The organism is Pseudomonas plecoglossicida NBRC 103162 = DSM 15088, from assembly GCF_000730665.1.
GTDB lineage: Bacteria > Pseudomonadota > Gammaproteobacteria > Pseudomonadales > Pseudomonadaceae > Aquipseudomonas > Aquipseudomonas plecoglossicida.
The window spans coordinates 166,876-182,481 of record NZ_BBIV01000004.1; the positions used below are offsets into that span (position 1 = coordinate 166,876).

Consider the following 15,606-nt stretch of genomic DNA (forward strand, 5'->3'; position numbering starts at 1 on the left):
CGCCCCTTGATTCACCTCAATTCTTGTCAGCGACGCTGGATTTTCCCTGGCGCGTCTCGATCTCATCGATCAAGCGCTTGGCCAGCTGCGGGTAGTTTTCGTCGAAGTGATGCCCACCCGGCAGCTTCATGCGCTCGCCCACGGCCGTCCTGTCGGTGCAACCGCTCTCGTCGGTCTCTTCCACGCCGTACACGCATACCACCTTGGACGCCGGCAACTTGGCCATTTCCGGTCCGGTCGGCGCTTCCTGGCCTTCCTTGCCCAACCAGCCTTCCACTTCGATCTCGAAGCTGCCGCTGCGGGCGAAGGCCAGCAGCACCACCGCATCGATGCGCTGCTGGTCTTCGGCAGGCAGGCGATTGTAGATCGCGGGCAGGACGTCGGCGCCAAACGAATAACCCGTCAGCACGAAGCGCTTGGTGCCCCATTTCTGCCGGTAGTGCTGCATCAGTTCGGACAAGTCGGCGGCGCTTTGCTCGGGCGTCTTGTGCTGCCAGTAGTAGCGCAGGGTGTCGATGCCCACTACTGGATAGCCAAGCTTGGCCATCTCGCCGGCCACGTCGCGGTCCAGGTCGCGCCAGCCACCATCGCCGGAAAGGAACAGGGTGACAGTGTCGGTGGTCTGTCCGGCAGGCACCTCGACCACCGGAATGGCCAGGGCGTTGCCATCGCGGCCCACCAGCGCCTGGGTCAGCTGCGCCTTGAGCACCTGTGGCAAGTGAATGTCGTAGTCGCTGATGCTGGTTTCGGCATTGGCCTGGTCACGCACGAAGGCGGCACTGGCGTCATCCGGATTGTCGTTCCAGGCCACGTTCCAGTGGCCGTGCGCGGCGGATTTCGGTAGTTCGGCGGCGCAGCCGGGCTGCTCGACACTGAAGTCGACCGAGATGGCCCTGGCCTTGTCATCGCTCTGGGTTGCCAGCCAGCGCCAGGCCTGGGCTGCACCTGGGCCGATGCCGGCGACCAGGGTCGGTTTGTCGGAGAGCTGAGTCAGTGCCTGGTCCATGGCCTGCTGCTGCTTGCCGCAGTCGCCCGGTGGCAGGATCACCTGAACCAGCTGTGCTTCGCCGGCCTGGCTCAGGTCCAGCAGTTGCTTGTCGCTCAATGCCTGGTCCTGGGGGACGCCGATGGCGACCCGGGCCTTGGCATGCACGCCTGGGGTCACGCGGGTGATGCTGGCGTCATTCAGGGTCAATTGCTCCAGGCGCGCCTGCGGGGCGGGGCGGGCCCACAGCCAGAAGGCCGCAGCGCCGACCAGGGCAGCCGCGAGCAGGGGAATCAGTACGTACAGCCAATAGCGTCGGATCATCAACGTTTCACCAAACCAGTCAGGCCGCCAGCGATCAGCGCGGCAGTGTCAGCCAGTGCCACCAGCGGGTCGAGCCCGGCCGGCACGGCCATGTAACGAGGTTCCCAGTCCGGCTGGAACTTGTCCTTGAAGCGCCGCAGGCCCTGGAAGTTGTAGAGCTGTTCGCCGCGACGAAACACCATCGAGCCGAGGCGTTGGGTCAGGGGGGCGCCACGCCGCGGCTGCAGCCCTGAAAGCGGGACCATGCCCAGGCTGAAACGGCCGTAGTCATGGCTTTTGTAATGAAGGATCAGGCCGACCATCATGAATTCCATGGTCAGCTTCGGCGCCTCGGGGTGCGCGCGCATCAGGTCGAGGCTGGCCAGTTCGTTGCCGTGGGTTTCCAGCAAGTTGGCAAATGCCACCGGTCGGCCCTGGAAGCGGATCAGGGCGATACGGAAATGCTGCAGGTATTCAGGGCTGAAGCGTCCCAGCGAGAAGCCTTTCTCGCGCACGTTCTTGCCGCCGAGCCACGCGTCGGAGATTTCCTTGAGCTCGGCCAGCGGTGCCTGACCGGGTTCGTGGATCTCCAGGCTCAGGCCGTCGCGCCCGCCCCGGTTCCAGGTGTAGCGCAGGTCTTTCATCTCCTTGCCCTTGGCTTCGATGTCGAAGCGGCGCAGGTCGACCCGCGCTTCCTCGCCGAGCTTGAGCGCGGTCAGGCCGATGTCCATGTAGAACGGCAGGTTCTCCGCGCGTACCTGGTAGAACACCGGGCGGGCGTGGTGCAGGTCGCACAGGTCGCGGAACTGCCAGATCATTTCGGCGCGCTCCTGGGCCGGGCCGATCGGGTCGTAGAGCGCCACCAGGCTGCGGCCGCGGCGGGCGTACATGAGGAAGGCATTGTCGCTGGGGTGGAACAGCAAGGCCTTGTCGCCGGTCAGGGCCAGCCCGCCGTCGGGCTGGTCGGACGCCAGCAGGATTCGGTTGGCGCGCTGCAGTTCGTCGGCGTCGGGCAGGTGAATGGTCGGGCGGGCAGTACGCAGCAACCAGGTCAGGGCGACGATCACCAGCAGCACGGCGCTGCCCATGGCCGCACGCAGTCCGCGCGGGGCGTCGGCATCCAGGGTGAACTGCCACCACAGCTGGTGGCTGTAGGGCACATCCTGGTAGGCGAACAGCAGCAACCATACCGAGGCGCCGACCACGCAGGCGCTGGCCACCAGGTAAATGGGCGAGAACGGCAGTTCCAGCAGGCGGCTCGGGCGGTAGAACGAGCGACGGAACAATGCCAGCAGCGCGGCGGTGGCGGTCAGCAGGCACGCCTCCTCCCAGTCGAAGCCCTTGAGCAGCGAGAGCAGGGCGCCCACCAGCAGCAGCACGGTCGTCAGGATCCAGGCCGCGGACAGGCGACGGCGCAGGCCCTGCGCCAGCAGCAGGCACAGCACGCCGATCAGGCTTGCACCGAAGTGCGAAGCATCGATCAGCCGGTGGGGTACCAGAAAGCCCATGTGTTCCAGACGAGTGTCGATCTCGGGGGTGGCGCCGGAGAACAGCAGTACCACGCCAGACAGGAACACCAGGATGGCCAGGATCGGCGCCGCCAGCCCGGACGCGGCCTTGATCGCCTGTTGGGCGAAAAGCAGACGGCGCGCTTCGTTGGCCAGCAGCAGGGCACATGCCAGGAGCAGCGGCAGCACCACGTAGATCAGGCGATACAGCAGCAAGGCAGCAGCCAGTGGCGCGGCGCCCAGCTGGTCGGCGAAGGCCGCCAGCAGGATCGCCTCGAACACCCCGACGCCGCCGGGTACATGGCTGAGCACGCCGGCTGCCAGGGCCAGCAGGTAAACCAGCACGAACGCGCCGAAAGGCGGCGCCTGCGGCAGCAACAGGTAAAGCACGGTGGCTGCGGCCGCGACGTCCAGGGCGGTAATCAGCAACTGCAGGGCCGCCAGGCGGGCGCCGGGCAGGCGCAAGGTGCGTCGGCCAAGTTGCACCAGCAGGTTGTCTGGCAAGGGTTGCTCGGCTTGGCGGCGGCGGTACAGACCCATTGCCAGTACTGCCGTCAGCACCAGTACCGCGCTGGCGATACCTGCCAGGAGGCCCGAGGGCAGGCGCAAGGCCGCAGCGGCGGCCGGCAGGTCGCTCAATGTCGCCAGCGCGGCAAGCGGTGGCAGCGCACAACCCAAGGACAGGCTGGCAAACACCGTCATGCGCGCGACTTCGGTGGCCCCCAGACCTTGGCGTGCATACAGGCGATAGCGCACCGATCCGCCCGAGAGCATGGAAAGTCCGATGGCATTGCCGATGGCGAACGCGCTGAAGCCACCGAGCACCAATGTTCGCCCTGGCAGTTTCACACCGGCATAGCGGCTTGCCGACCATTCATATCCGAGCAGGATCACGAAGCCGATGACTGTCGCCAGCAACGCGCCGAACAGTGACTGGATCGGTACGCTGAGCATCGCGTCGTGCAGTGCATAGATGTCCAGTTCGCTCAGCAGGTGGCGACAGGCGATCAGTGCCATGGCGAACAGCAACAGGGTCACGGCCAGGCCGATAGGCTGGCGATAGCGGCTGAAGCGTTCGAGCCAGGTGAGGTGTTGCGCGGCTGTGGGCAACGCGGCAGCCAGGGGAACCTGGGGGTCGGGATTGTGGGAGGTCATGAGTTACCCCGGGCATGCAGCGCGAGGCAAGGAAAAGGTGCGGCCAAGTGGAAGTCCCTTTGGAAAACGTATCCAGATATTACTCCGGGCAACGCGACTTTCAGTCGTCCGGCACGGTTAAAGATAGTTCATCCTCGGGACGATCTCTCAAACCTGCGGGTTGGCGGACGGCAAAGGGGGGAGCGCGAATGTTTTCAGGCAACCAGATGCAACAAACCCCGCTCTGCTGTTAAGCAGGCGGGGTCTGTTCTGACAAATATGGTTGCGGGAGCCGGATTTGAACCGACGACCTTCGGGTTATGAGCCCGACGAGCTACCAGGCTGCTCCATCCCGCGTCAGAGGGGCGCATTCTACAGCTTCACGGCTGAGCGTCAAGCATTTATCGCTAATTGTTTGGCATTGCCGCGGTATGCCTTTTTCGAGGCAAAAGAAAAGGCCGCTGGGTTAACAGTGGCCTATCTTTAATATGGTTGCGGGAGCCGGATTTGAACCGACGACCTTCGGGTTATGAGCCCGACGAGCTACCAGACTGCTCCATCCCGCGTCTGTGGGGCGCATTCTACAGGCCTACGGCTGACCGTCAAGCCTTAGTTATTGATTTGCCTGGATTTAATTCACTGCATTGATTTTCAGGCAAAAGAAAAAGGCCACTGTGTGAACAGTGGCCTTTTCTCGAATCTGGTTGCGGGAGCCGGATTTGAACCGACGACCTTCGGGTTATGAGCCCGACGAGCTACCAGGCTGCTCCATCCCGCGCCTGTGAGATCGAATTCTACGGATTTACTTCCCTGTGTCAAGCATTTACTTCAAAAAAACTGTTTTCCTTCAAACCCTTAGCGCTTGTACAAGGCCTGCAGCGCAGGCGCGACGGGGCTTTCAGCCCGATTGTCGAGCCAGGCTGTGAGCAATGGGGGTGCATGCGCTACTATCTGTATGAATTTACAGTGCTGACGGTCGTCCATGTCCTTGCGCAAGATCATTCATATCGACTGCGATTGTTTCTACGCCGCCATCGAGATGCGTGACGACCCACGTCTGGCGGGGCGGCCCATGGCTGTCGGCGGTTCGCCCGACCACCGCGGGGTGATTGCCACGTGCAACTATGAAGCGCGCGCCTACGGCGTGCGCTCGGCCATGTCTTCGCGCCATGCGCTCAAGCTTTGCCCTGACCTGCTGATCGTCAAGCCTCGCTTCGAGGCCTATCGCGAAGCCTCGCGCGAGATCCATGCCATTTTCCGTGACTACACCGACCTGATCGAACCGCTGTCGCTGGACGAGGCGTACCTGGATGTCAGTGACAGCCAGTGGTTCGCCGGCAGCGCTACGCGCATCGCTGAAGATATCCGCAGGCGGGTTGCCCGCACGTTGCACATCACGGTGTCGGCCGGCGTGGCACCCAACAAGTTCCTGGCCAAGATCGCCAGTGACTGGCGCAAGCCCAACGGGCTTTTCGTGATAACACCGGACCAGGTCGAGGCGTTTGTAGCCGCCTTGCCCGTGGCCAGGTTGCACGGCGTGGGCAAGGTGACGGCAGACAAGCTCACCCGCCTGGGGATCGATACCTGCCTGGACCTGCGGGCCTGGTCCAGGCTGGCGCTGGTGCGTGAGTTCGGCAGTTTTGGCGAGCGGCTATGGGGGCTGGCGAGGGGGGTCGACGAGCGGGCGGTGCACAATGACAGCCGGCGCCAGTCGGTCAGCGTGGAAAATACCTACGACACGGATCTGCCGGACCTTGCCAGTTGCCTGGAACGGTTGCCTGAGCTGCTCGATAGCCTGAACCAGCGGATCACGCGCATGGACGACAGCTACCGGCCGGACAAACCCTTCGTCAAGGTCAAGTTCCATGATTTCAGCCAGACCACGCTGGAGCAGGCCGGGGCAGGGCGGGACCTGGAAAGTTACCGGCAGTTGTTGCGCCAGGCGTTTGCCCGAGGTGGCAAGCCAGTGCGTTTATTGGGGGTAGGGGTGAGATTGCGCGACTTGCGCGGTGCGCATGAACAGCTGGAGTTGTTCACGGAAAAATGAAAAGGGCTGCTTGAAGCAGCCCTTGTTCGGTCATTGCACGCCTGGGTCGGCCACCAGCCGCCCCGTGGACTTGGTCAGTGCCTGCAGAAACTCCTGCTGCAGCTCCGGGTCATTGCGGGTCAGCTCGATCAGGCTCTGCTCCATCTCGCTGGCCTCCTCTTCCAGGCCCAGCTCAGACAGGCGCTTGACCCGGTGCACCCACTGGCCGACGTCGTCGTCCTCCAGGTCGTCGAAGATCAGTTCGTGGGCTTCTTGCAGCTTGTTGCGCAGAGTGGCGCTGACCAGCAGGCTGGCATCGCCGCGTACCGCGTTTTCCTCATCGGTCACCTGCAAGTGCAAGGTGCCAACGTGGTCGAGGTGCTGCTCCGAGAACGGGCTGTCCAGCAGGTTCAGGCGCAGTACGCCGGTCCTGTCGGTGGTCAGTTCATGGGACAGTTTGCCAGCCTTCACTTCGACCAGCCGCTCGCTCCACGGCAGGCTGGTGAATTCTTCGCGTTTGTCCTTCTGCACTTCGCTGATCCCTGCAAGGTTCTGCTGGGCGCGACCATTGGACTGCACGTTCATGAACGGGTTGAGCCCGGCCACCCCGTAGCTGAGCCAGTCGTGGGTCACGCTGTCGGGCAGGTTGCCCAGGGCGAAGACGTTGACCACGTTGGCGCCGACGCCGGCCACCACCGCAACCGCGCCCAGCGGGATCTCGTAGATCTCCCGCCAGGGTTGGTAGGGCGTGTAGCGGTCATAGCGCCGGGTGACTTCGAATTCGGTGACCTCGAAGCGCTTCTGTTCATTGATGCGCACACGTCGTTGCGGAAGCTCCATCACCTTCGGCTCGCCGACATCGATCTGCAGGGTGTGCTCGAGCAGTTTGCGCTCGACGCGCTCTTCATGCTCACTGCGCTGGGACATCTGGTTGGCGCAGCCGCTGACGAGCAGGGTGCCGCACAGTGCGGCACCCCCCAGGGTAAAGGTACTTCGCTTGGACATGATCACTCGTGCATTGATTATCAGCGGCGAACGCGGGCCTGCAGGAAGCTCAGCACTTCATTGAGTGGCAGCGGCTGGGCGTCCTGTTCGGTGCGATGCTTGTATTCCAGGTTGCCGTCGGCCAGGCCGCGGTCACTGACCACGATGCGGTGCGGAATGCCGATCAGCTCCATGTCGGCAAACTTGATGCCTGGGCTGGTTTTCTTGTCGCGGTCGTCCAGCAGGACTTCGAAGCCGGCGGCCGTCAGTTCGGCATACAGCTTGTCGGTGGCTTCGCGCACCACTTCGGTTTCGTAGCGCAGCGGTACCAGGGCGATCTGGAACGGTGCCAGGGCGTCGTTCCAGATGATGCCCTTGTCGTCGTAGCTCTGCTCGATGGCGGCTGCGACCACGCGGGACACGCCGATGCCGTAGCAACCCATGGAGAGGGTCACCGGCTTGCCGTTCTCGCCCAGTACCTGGCACTTGAGTGCCTCGCTGTACTTGGTGCCGAGCTGGAAGATGTGGCCGACCTCGATGCCGCGCTTGATCACCAGGGTGCCCTGGCCATCCGGGCTTGGGTCGCCTTCGACGACGTTACGCAGGTCGGCAACCTCAGGTACTGGCAGGTCGCGTTCCCAGTTGACGCCGAAGTAGTGCTTGTCGTCGATGTTGGCGCCGATGCCGAAGTCGCTCATCAGGGCAACCGAACGGTCGATCACGCATTCCAGCGGCAGGTTCAGCGGGCCGAGCGAGCCTGCGCCGGCGCCGATGGCCTCACGCAGTTCGGCGTCGGTAGCCATGACCACCGGGTCGGCGACCTGCTCCAGCTTGGCAGCCTTGATTTCGTTGAGCTCGTGGTCGCCACGGACCACCAGGGCTACCAGCTTGCCTTCCTCGGCGCCGTGAACGATCAGGGTCTTGACGGTCTTTTCGATCGGCAGGCCGAAGTTCTCGACCAGCTGGGCGATGGTCTTGGCATCCGGGATGTCGACCAGGCGCAGCTCCTCGGTAGGGGCAGGGCGCACGGTTTCGCGCGGGATGGCTTCGGCCTTCTCGATGTTGGCGGCGTAATCGGAGCTGTCGCTGAAGATCACATCGTCTTCGCCGGACGACGCCAGCACGTGGAATTCATGCGAGTAGCTGCCACCGATGGAGCCGGTGTCGGCCTGCACTGGGCGGAAGTCCAGGCCCAGGCGGGTGAACACGTTGCTGTATGCCTGGTGCATGCGGTCGTAGGTTTCCTGCAGGGAAGCCTGGTCGGCATGGAAGGAATAGGCATCCTTCATGATGAACTCGCGTCCGCGCATCAGGCCGAAGCGCGGGCGGATCTCGTCACGGAACTTGGTCTGGATCTGGTACATGTTGAGCGGCAGTTGCTTGTAGCTGGACAGCTCGTTACGGGCCAGGTCGGTAATGACTTCTTCATGGGTCGGGCCAACGCAGAAGTCGCGCTGGTGACGGTCCTTCAGGCGCAGCAGCTCGGGGCCGTACTGTTCCCAGCGGCCGGATTCCTGCCACAGTTCAGCAGGCTGGATGCTTGGCATCAGCACTTCCAGGGCGCCGGCGGCGTTCATTTCTTCGCGCACCACGGCTTCGACCTTGCGCATTACCCGCAAGCCCATCGGCAGCCAGGTGTACAGGCCGGAGGCCAGTTTGCGGATCATGCCGGCACGCAGCATGAGCTGATGGCTGATGACCACTGCGTCGGCAGGGGTTTCTTTCTGGGTGGCGAGCAGATATTGACTGGTGCGCATGGTTAGCCGTGTCGATTGCCTAAGACATTGAAATGACCCCGCATTGTACGGGGGCGAAACGAAGGCGTACAGAATGCCCCAGGCCGGGGCGCTTGTCAGCCAAGAAAAAGCCCGGCGGTTCGGCCGGGCTTTTTCAGGTGCGGGGCAACTATAAGCCAGGCTTACAGGATGCTCAGCGGGTACTCGACGATCAGGCGCAGTTCGTCGATCGAGGCGGAACCGTAGTAGACGCCATCGGAAGAGCGGTAGGTGGCCTGGCGCACGCGGAAGCTCAGGTCCTTGGCAGGGCCTTCTTGCAGCACGTACTTGATGTCGACGTCGCGTTCCCATTCCTTGCCGTTGCTGGTGCCGGCGACGTTGGCATCGGTACCACGCACGTAACGGGTCATGAAGGTCAGGCCTGGTACGCCGAACTCGGCGAAGTTCAGGTCGTAGCGCGCCTGCCAGGATTTCTCGTCTTCGGCGTTGAAGTCGGAACGGGCGACCGAGTTGCCGAGGAAGATGGTGCCGCCACCGTCTACACCGTAGCCATAGTCGCCATCACCGGAGACTTGCTGGCGCACGATGGTGAAGGTGTGGGCGCCGATGTTCCAGGCACCCGACAGGCTCCAGGCGGTGTTGTCCAGTTTCTGGCCGTCGAACGACTTGTACAGCGCGGCGCCGTCGGACTTGGTGTCATAGATGTTGAAGTCGAACACCAGGCCTTGCTTGTCGGAGATCGGCAGCGCCCAGTTGATGTTGCCGTAGTACTTGCGCCAGTAGTCTTCGACCTTGGAGTAGTACAGGCTGGTGCTGAGGTTGTCGGTGAGGGCGTAGGTGCCGCCGAGAACATCCGCCTGGGTCAGGTGCAGGCTGTCGTGGTCGGTTTCAGACTGGGCGTTCAGGGCGGTGAAGTGACCAGCGTGCAGGGTCAGGCCCTTGATTTCGTTGCTGGTGATCAGAGCGCCTTCGACGGTTTCCGGCAGCAGTCGGCTGTCGTCGGTGGCAAGCACTGGCAGAGCGGTGAACTGGGTACCATACTTCAGTACGGTATCGGAGAAGCGCAGTTTCACGGCGCCGCCGCCTTCCGAGAACTCATCCTGGGCACTGCCGTCGCTGTCTGTCGGGAACTGGCCGGTGGAGTGGCGGCCTTTGCCGCTGTCCAGCTTGATGCCGAGCATGCCGATGGCATCTACACCGACGCCGACGACGCCTTGGGTGAAGCCCGACTCGTAGGTGCCCAGGAAGCCCAGGCCGGTTTCCTCGACGCGGCTCTGGGTGCCGGACGGGTTGTTACGGAAGTCGCGGCTGAAGTACAGCATGCGAGTTTTTACATTCAGCTGGCTGTCTTCGAGGAAACCCTTGGACTCGTCCTGGGAAGAGGCCAGGGCCAATTGCGAGGTCCCTGCCGAAACGGCCAGGGCGATCAAGCTCCACTTCATCACGCGCATCGTGACTTGCTCCTTTGGTTTTTAGGAAGAGTACTGCTGCGCCCAAGTCTTTTAGTTATATGGGGCAGCTCTTTCTTGTTATGTCGGCGGAAATGTATAGCACGCTGACTGTTGTTGGCGATATGGCTATATAGATCCTTTCGGGAACTTTTTGGCCATGTCGCTCTCGAGTATCTCCATGTCGCAAATCACGCACCGGTTTCACGGGCGTACAACCCCAGCGCTGTTCCTGTCACCGTCGTGCAATCGCAAGTAGCGACTGCGGTTGGGGAAACTCCCTGGTGTATCCAATGCCGCTGTTGTCATTTGTCGCGTACACCGCTTCATGCAGGTGTCGTGCCGACTTGGCGTGAAAGGAATGCAACAAGCGTGCTCAAAATTCGCAACGCTTCATGAAATTTTCACAAATGTCATGGCCGGTACGAGGAAAAGGCCGAAAACACGGGCTGACTCTTGTCTGACGGTATGCCAAAGCAAATAGGGCAGGAAATCATTAAAGCTGTCATGAAAGTCAATGTGTTACCGGTAACTGTTGATGCTTTATCGTCGGAGTGAGTAGAAGCGTAGTGCTGTGTTCCGCGCAGGCCTCATTTTGGTGCGAAAAGTAGCGCTGTGTTACCGCGAGCGTGCAACGGTCAGTCCTGGATGAACTCGACGCGCCCGGCAATGTATCCTTGCGCCCAAGATCCCGCAGTCGCGGGCTGTTTCGCTTGATGGAGGTTTGCCGTGTTCTTGATGGATTCGCGTCTGCAGCAGGATACCTGCGTGCTCGGGGATTTCCCGCTGTGCCGCTTGCTGCTCAGCAAAGATGCCAACTACCCATGGTTCATTCTGGTGCCCAGGCGTGAAGCGGTGAGCGAGCTTTTCGACTTGAGCCAGGAAGATCAGGCGCAGTTCTGGAAAGAAACCACTTACCTTGCCGAAGTGCTCAAGCGCGAGTTCTCGGCAGACAAGATGAATGTCGCCACGCTGGGGAATGTGGTCAGCCAGATGCACATGCACGTGATCGTGCGCCACCAGCAAGACGCTGCATGGCCTGCGCCAGTCTGGGGCAAGCTGCCTGCCATCGAGTATGCGCCGGGGCAGGTCGACGCTATTCGGCAGCGCCTGCGTGGATTGCTCGAACACGATTATGAGGAGGCCTGACATGCCGCTGGAAACACGCATCATCGAGCTGGAAACCCGCCAGGCATTTCAGGATGACACCATTCAGGCGCTGAATGACGTGGTGGCCGAGCAAGGGCAGGTGATCGAGCGCCTGCAGCTGCAGATGGCCGAATTGATCAAACGTTACGAGGAGATGGTCGGCCAGTACGGCAGCGAGGGCGAAGAGGCGCCTCCGCCGCACTACTGAGAGAAGCCAGCCCTGGGGCTCCCAGGGCTGGTAATGGTCAGCGGCGATTGACCGCCACTACATCTTCGGCCTGCAGGCCTTTGTCACGGTGCATGACCGAAAACTCCACGCGCTGGCCTTCGACCAGGATGCGATGGCCTTCGCCGCGAATGGCGCGAAAGTGGACGAAGATATCGTCGCCCGAATCGCGCGAAATGAAGCCGAAGCCCTTGGAGGTGTTGAACCACTTCACCGTGCCGGTATCGCGCTTGCCGGCGTCCTGTGGGGTGGTTTGCCCTGTGCGTGCCTTGCGGCCGCTGCGGGCGAAGCCGACGCCCAGGTGCAGGGCCACGGCCAGGGTTGCGCAGACCAGCGCAGCCAGGTTGCCCATTTCCGGGCGCGCGAGCAGGGTCAAGGTCTGCAGGACCACGGCCACTACCAGCAGGGCGCAGGCCAGGTGTTGCAATTGCTGGCGTGCGCCGCGGTAGTACAGGGGCACGACCGGTGCCAGCAGCAGGTTGAGCAGGCCGAGCAGGCCCAGGTAGACCGCATCGGGTTGCTGCAGGAAGGGTGTTGCATCGGTTTTCAGGCTGGGTATGAGCGAGAGCAGCAAAGCTGCAACGCCCGTCACCAGGTGGACGATCTTGAACATGGGTTGGCTCACAGTTGATAAGGCCTATCACAGGAAGAGCTGGCGGTACGGTGCGCATGAGGTGTAGAGCGCGAACACGCAGCACGCCAGCCTATGCACCCGGCAATGACAATCCGCACGGGTGGCACGGTGCCTATTTAACAGCAAAGGCGCAGCCTTCTCAAACCGCAGGTGGCTGAAGGCGATGGTTTGCCCTGGGTCATGGGCGAGGTGGTCAAAGTGTTGTTACAGTGTGTCGGGCCCGCTTGGTCATCAATCCATATGGAAAGGGGAACTTCATGGCAATCGATATCGGTATCAGTGAAGAAGATCGCAAGTCCATCGTCGAAGGGCTTTCCCGCCTGTTGTCGGATACCTACGTGCTGTATCTGAAAACCCACAACTTCCACTGGAACGTCACAGGTCCGTCGTTCCGCACCCTGCACCTGATGTTCGAAGAGCAGTACAACGAGCTGGCGCTCGCGGTCGACTCGATCGCCGAGCGGATTCGCGCGCTGGGCTTCCCGGCGCCAGGGTCCTATGCCTTTTATGCCCGTCATTCCTCGATCAAGGAGGAGGAGGGGGTGCCGGTCGCGGACGAGATGATCCGCCAACTGGTGCAGGGGCAGGAGGCCGTCGTGCGCACCGCCCGCAGCATTTTCCCGGTGGTGGACAAGGTCAGTGACGAGCCTACTGCCGACCTGCTGACCCAGCGCATGCAGGTCCATGAGAAGACAGCCTGGATGCTGCGAGTGCTGCTCGACGGTAAATAGTCGAATAGTCTTGTAGGCAGTGCCCCAAAGCCCGGTCGATTGCTCCTCGATCGGGCTTTTTCGTTTGTGCAGGAAGGCTTTACCGCTGCTTTGCGTGCGTTCGTGCGCGCTTTATCTAGCCCCAGGGCCTGCGGTGGTGGTGCAGGGATTTTGGTGGTGGCCAGTGGGTGAGGCATGATGCAAGCGAACAATCGACGGGAAGGCCAAGGACGCTGGCCTGGCAAGCAGTGCATCGATCCGTTCAAGGCGGATTTCGACATGTTGCAGGTTCAACCGGTTTCACGCTCGGTCCGGCTCAACGGTTTTTCCACGTGCCTGCGCCTGGAAACGATCTATTGGAAGATTCTTCAACACATTGCCGAGGCCAATGATTGCTCGGTCAGCGCTGTGTTGTCCTATGTGGACCGCGAGGTGCACCTGCGCCAGGGCGGGGTGCGAAACTTCAGCGGGCTGGTCCGGGTGATCTGCGTTGCCTGGTTGCTCGACCCGCCGAGTGCACGCTGATCGCCGGGCGGGCTGCGCAGTGCTTGTTTACCATATATAATCCCGCTTTTTGCTGCCCTGGCAGCCAGCGTTGTGGTTGACGAGAGACGTCCATGCCCCTTTATGACTATCAATGTGCTTCCTGCGATCACCGGATGGAGGTGCTGCAGAAGATCAGCGCCGCGCCGCTGACCGATTGTCCGGCCTGCGAAGCGCCAGCGTTGAAGAAGCTGCTGTCGGTCCCAGGCTTTCGCCTGAGCGGCAACGGCTGGTACGAAACCGACTTCAAGACCGGGGCAAAAAAGAATCTGGCAGGCGGCGACAAGGCCGACTGAGTTGAATGCAGTAGCTGGGTCTTGCAGTATTAACCCACTGGGCAAGGCCTCCACCGAATACACGAATCACGAGAAGCGAAACCACCATCATGATGCGCAGCCATTATTGCGGCCAACTGAACGAGAGCCTGGACGGCCAGGAAGTCACCCTTTGCGGCTGGGTCCATCGTCGCCGCGACCACGGCGGGGTGATCTTCCTCGACATCCGTGACCGCGAAGGCATGGCCCAGGTCGTGTTCGACCCGGACCGCGCCGAAACCTTCGCCGCCGCCGATCGCGTGCGCAGCGAGTACGTCGTGCAGATCACCGGCAAGGTACGCAAGCGCCCTGAAGGTGCGGTGAATGCCAGCATGGCCTCCGGTGCCATCGAGATCCTCGGCTACCAGCTGAACGTGCTCAACGAAGCCGAGACCCCGCCGTTCCCGCTGAACGAGTATTCCGACGTCGGCGAGGAAACCCGCCTGCGCTATCGCTTCATCGACCTGCGTCGCCCGGAAATGGCCGACAAGCTGCGTCTGCGTTCGCGCATCACCAGCAGCATTCGTCGCTTCCTGGACGAGAACGGCTTCCTGGACGTCGAAACGCCGATCCTGACCCGTGCCACCCCGGAAGGCGCTCGCGACTACCTGGTGCCGAGCCGTACCCACGCCGGCAGCTTCTTCGCCCTGCCGCAGTCGCCCCAGCTGTTCAAGCAACTGCTGATGGTCGCTGGCTTCGACCGCTACTACCAGATCGCCAAGTGCTTCCGTGACGAAGACCTGCGTGCCGACCGTCAGCCGGAATTCACCCAGATCGACATCGAGACCAGCTTCCTCGATGAGTCCGAGATCATGGGCCTGACCGAAAGCATGATCCGCAAGCTGTTCAAGGAAGTGCTGGACCTGGAGTTCGGTGAATTCCCGCACATGACCTTCGAAGAAGCCATGCGCCGCTACGGTTCGGACAAGCCGGACCTGCGTATTCCGCTGGAGCTGGTGGACGTTGCCGACCAGCTGAAGGATGTCGATTTCAAGGTCTTCGCCGGCCCCGCCAACGATCCGAAGTGCCGCGTCACCGCCCTGCGCCTGCCAGGCGGCGCCAGCATGCCGCGCAGCAAGATCGACGAGTACACCAAGTTCGTCGGCATCTACGGTGCCAAGGGCCTGGCCTACATCAAGGTCAACGAGCGCGCCAAAGGCGTTGAAGGCCTGCAGTCGCCGATCGTCAAGAACATCCCTGAGGCCAACCTCAACAACATCCTCGATCGCGTTGGCGCGGTCGACGGCGACATCGTGTTCTTCGGTGCCGACAAGTTCAAGGTCGTCAGCGAAGCCCTGGGTGCGCTGCGTATCCGTCTGGGCCACGACTTCGAGCTGCTGACCTGCGAGTGGGCGCCGATGTGGGTCGTCGACTTCCCGATGTTCGAAGAGAACGAAGACGGCAGCTTCACCGCGCTGCACCACCCGTTCACCGCGCCGAAGTGCAGCCCGGAAGAGCTCGAGGCCAACCCGGCCACCGCGCTGTCCCGTGCCTACGACATGGTGCTGAACGGCACCGAACTGGGTGGCGGTTCGATCCGTATCCACCGCAAGGAAATGCAACAGGCCGTGTTCCGCCTGCTGGGTATCGAGGCGCAAGAACAGGAAGAGAAGTTCGGCTTCCTGCTCGACGCGCTGAAGTTCGGTGCTCCACCCCACGGTGGCCTGGCCTTCGGCCTGGACCGCCTGGTCATGCTGATGACCGGCGCCCAGTCGATCCGTGAAGTGATCGCCTTCCCGAAAACCCAGAGCGCCGCATGCGTCATGACCCAGGCCCCAGGCATGGTCGACGCCAAGGCCCTGCGCGAGCTGCACATCCGTCTGCGCGAACAGACCAAGGTCGAGTAAGCGGACCCCGGGCGCATCCACATGGATGCGCCTTTGCGTTACGGCGCAGGCATTTTGTC

13 protein-coding genes and 3 tRNA genes are annotated in these 15,606 nt (G+C 62.1%); 7 read left to right on the top strand and 9 right to left on the bottom strand.

Annotated elements, in window-relative coordinates:
* Positions 1-16: 16 nt before the first annotated feature.
* The 5 genes from PPL01S_RS02605 to PPL01S_RS02625 form a co-directional block, all read right to left on the bottom strand.
* Positions 17-1,309 carry a virulence factor family protein gene (locus PPL01S_RS02605; protein WP_016392264.1) on the bottom strand — a complete coding sequence of 431 codons (1,293 nt, stop codon included), beginning with the start codon at positions 1,307-1,309 and terminating at the stop codon, positions 17-19.
* Positions 1,309-3,951: a bifunctional lysylphosphatidylglycerol flippase/synthetase MprF gene (mprF, locus tag PPL01S_RS02610; RefSeq protein ID WP_016392263.1), complete on the bottom strand. Its 2,643-nt coding sequence runs from the start codon at positions 3,949-3,951 to the stop codon at positions 1,309-1,311. The genes PPL01S_RS02605 and mprF overlap by 1 nt, the downstream gene beginning before the upstream one ends.
* Positions 3,952-4,210: 259 nt before the next feature.
* A tRNA-Met gene (locus PPL01S_RS02615) sits at positions 4,211-4,287 on the bottom strand.
* A gap of 132 nt (positions 4,288-4,419) precedes the next feature.
* Positions 4,420-4,496 (bottom strand) — tRNA-Met (locus PPL01S_RS02620).
* A 135-nt stretch (positions 4,497-4,631) separates the two neighbouring features.
* Positions 4,632-4,708 (bottom strand) — tRNA-Met (locus PPL01S_RS02625).
* A 210-nt stretch (positions 4,709-4,918) separates the two neighbouring features.
* On the opposite strand from PPL01S_RS02625, the gene dinB reads away from it, so the two are divergent.
* The gene (gene dinB, locus PPL01S_RS02630; RefSeq protein ID WP_162176848.1) at positions 4,919-5,977 is read left to right on the top strand and encodes a DNA polymerase IV; all 1,059 of its coding nucleotides are present in this window, start codon (positions 4,919-4,921) and stop codon (positions 5,975-5,977) included.
* A gap of 30 nt (positions 5,978-6,007) precedes the next feature.
* Here the strand turns inward: dinB and PPL01S_RS02635 are convergent, their stop codons facing one another.
* The 3 genes from PPL01S_RS02635 to PPL01S_RS02645 form a co-directional block, all read right to left on the bottom strand.
* Complete coding sequence (locus PPL01S_RS02635) at positions 6,008-6,961, bottom strand: lipoprotein (protein WP_016392261.1); 954 nt, start codon at positions 6,959-6,961, stop codon at positions 6,008-6,010.
* Positions 6,962-6,981: 20 nt separating this feature from the next.
* The gene (locus PPL01S_RS02640; protein ID WP_028625246.1) at positions 6,982-8,697 is read right to left on the bottom strand and encodes a proline--tRNA ligase; all 1,716 of its coding nucleotides are present in this window, start codon (positions 8,695-8,697) and stop codon (positions 6,982-6,984) included.
* A 161-nt stretch (positions 8,698-8,858) separates the two neighbouring features.
* The gene (locus tag PPL01S_RS02645) at positions 8,859-10,127 is read right to left on the bottom strand and encodes an OprD family porin (protein WP_016392259.1); all 1,269 of its coding nucleotides are present in this window, start codon (positions 10,125-10,127) and stop codon (positions 8,859-8,861) included.
* A 726-nt stretch (positions 10,128-10,853) separates the two neighbouring features.
* Between PPL01S_RS02645 and PPL01S_RS02650 the strand changes: the two genes are divergently transcribed.
* A complete protein-coding gene (locus PPL01S_RS02650; protein ID WP_016392258.1) occupies positions 10,854-11,273 on the top strand; it encodes an HIT family protein in 420 nt (139 codons plus the stop codon).
* A gap of 1 nt (position 11,274) precedes the next feature.
* Positions 11,275-11,481, top strand: a complete 207-nt coding sequence (locus PPL01S_RS02655; protein WP_016392257.1) for a SlyX family protein — start codon at positions 11,275-11,277, stop codon at positions 11,479-11,481.
* Positions 11,482-11,518: 37 nt separating this feature from the next.
* Here the strand turns inward: PPL01S_RS02655 and PPL01S_RS25855 are convergent, their stop codons facing one another.
* The gene (locus PPL01S_RS25855; protein WP_016392256.1) at positions 11,519-12,112 is read right to left on the bottom strand and encodes a cold-shock protein; all 594 of its coding nucleotides are present in this window, start codon (positions 12,110-12,112) and stop codon (positions 11,519-11,521) included.
* A 278-nt stretch (positions 12,113-12,390) separates the two neighbouring features.
* On the opposite strand from PPL01S_RS25855, the gene PPL01S_RS02665 reads away from it, so the two are divergent.
* The 4 genes from PPL01S_RS02665 (at position 12,391) to aspS (ending at position 15,547) form a co-directional block, all read left to right on the top strand.
* Complete coding sequence (locus PPL01S_RS02665) at positions 12,391-12,864, top strand: Dps family protein (protein ID WP_016392255.1); 474 nt, start codon at positions 12,391-12,393, stop codon at positions 12,862-12,864.
* Between the two features lie 174 nt (positions 12,865-13,038).
* Positions 13,039-13,368, top strand: coding sequence for a ribbon-helix-helix domain-containing protein (locus PPL01S_RS02670; RefSeq protein WP_016392254.1), 330 nt, complete (start codon positions 13,039-13,041; stop codon positions 13,366-13,368).
* 92 nt (positions 13,369-13,460) lie between these two features.
* Entirely contained in the window at positions 13,461-13,682 is a 222-nt protein-coding gene (locus tag PPL01S_RS02675; RefSeq protein ID WP_016392253.1) for an FmdB family zinc ribbon protein, read from the top strand.
* Between the two features lie 89 nt (positions 13,683-13,771).
* Positions 13,772-15,547 (top strand): aspartate--tRNA ligase, encoded by a 1,776-nt coding sequence (gene aspS / locus PPL01S_RS02680; RefSeq protein ID WP_016392252.1) that lies wholly within the window; start codon positions 13,772-13,774, stop codon positions 15,545-15,547.
* Positions 15,548-15,606: the final 59 nt, after the last annotated feature.

Excerpts from the sequence above, each read along its gene's own strand:
- PPL01S_RS25855 (WP_016392256.1), bottom strand. The coding sequence starts at position 12,112 with ATGTTCAAGATCGTCCACCTGGTGACGGGCGTTGCAGCTTTGCTGCTC.
- aspS (WP_016392252.1), top strand. The coding sequence starts at position 13,772 with ATGATGCGCAGCCATTATTGCGGCCAACTGAACGAGAGCCTGGACGGC.
- PPL01S_RS02675 (WP_016392253.1), top strand. The coding sequence starts at position 13,461 with ATGCCCCTTTATGACTATCAATGTGCTTCCTGCGATCACCGGATGGAG.
- PPL01S_RS02670 (WP_016392254.1), top strand. The coding sequence starts at position 13,039 with ATGATGCAAGCGAACAATCGACGGGAAGGCCAAGGACGCTGGCCTGGC.
- mprF (WP_016392263.1), bottom strand. The coding sequence starts at position 3,951 with ATGACCTCCCACAATCCCGACCCCCAGGTTCCCCTGGCTGCCGCGTTG.
- PPL01S_RS02635 (WP_016392261.1), bottom strand. The coding sequence starts at position 6,961 with ATGTCCAAGCGAAGTACCTTTACCCTGGGGGGTGCCGCACTGTGCGGC.
- PPL01S_RS02640 (WP_028625246.1), bottom strand. The coding sequence starts at position 8,697 with ATGCGCACCAGTCAATATCTGCTCGCCACCCAGAAAGAAACCCCTGCC.
- PPL01S_RS02665 (WP_016392255.1), top strand. The coding sequence starts at position 12,391 with ATGGCAATCGATATCGGTATCAGTGAAGAAGATCGCAAGTCCATCGTC.
- PPL01S_RS02605 (WP_016392264.1), bottom strand. The coding sequence starts at position 1,309 with ATGATCCGACGCTATTGGCTGTACGTACTGATTCCCCTGCTCGCGGCT.
- PPL01S_RS02655 (WP_016392257.1), top strand. The coding sequence starts at position 11,275 with ATGCCGCTGGAAACACGCATCATCGAGCTGGAAACCCGCCAGGCATTT.
- PPL01S_RS02645 (WP_016392259.1), bottom strand. The coding sequence starts at position 10,127 with ATGCGCGTGATGAAGTGGAGCTTGATCGCCCTGGCCGTTTCGGCAGGG.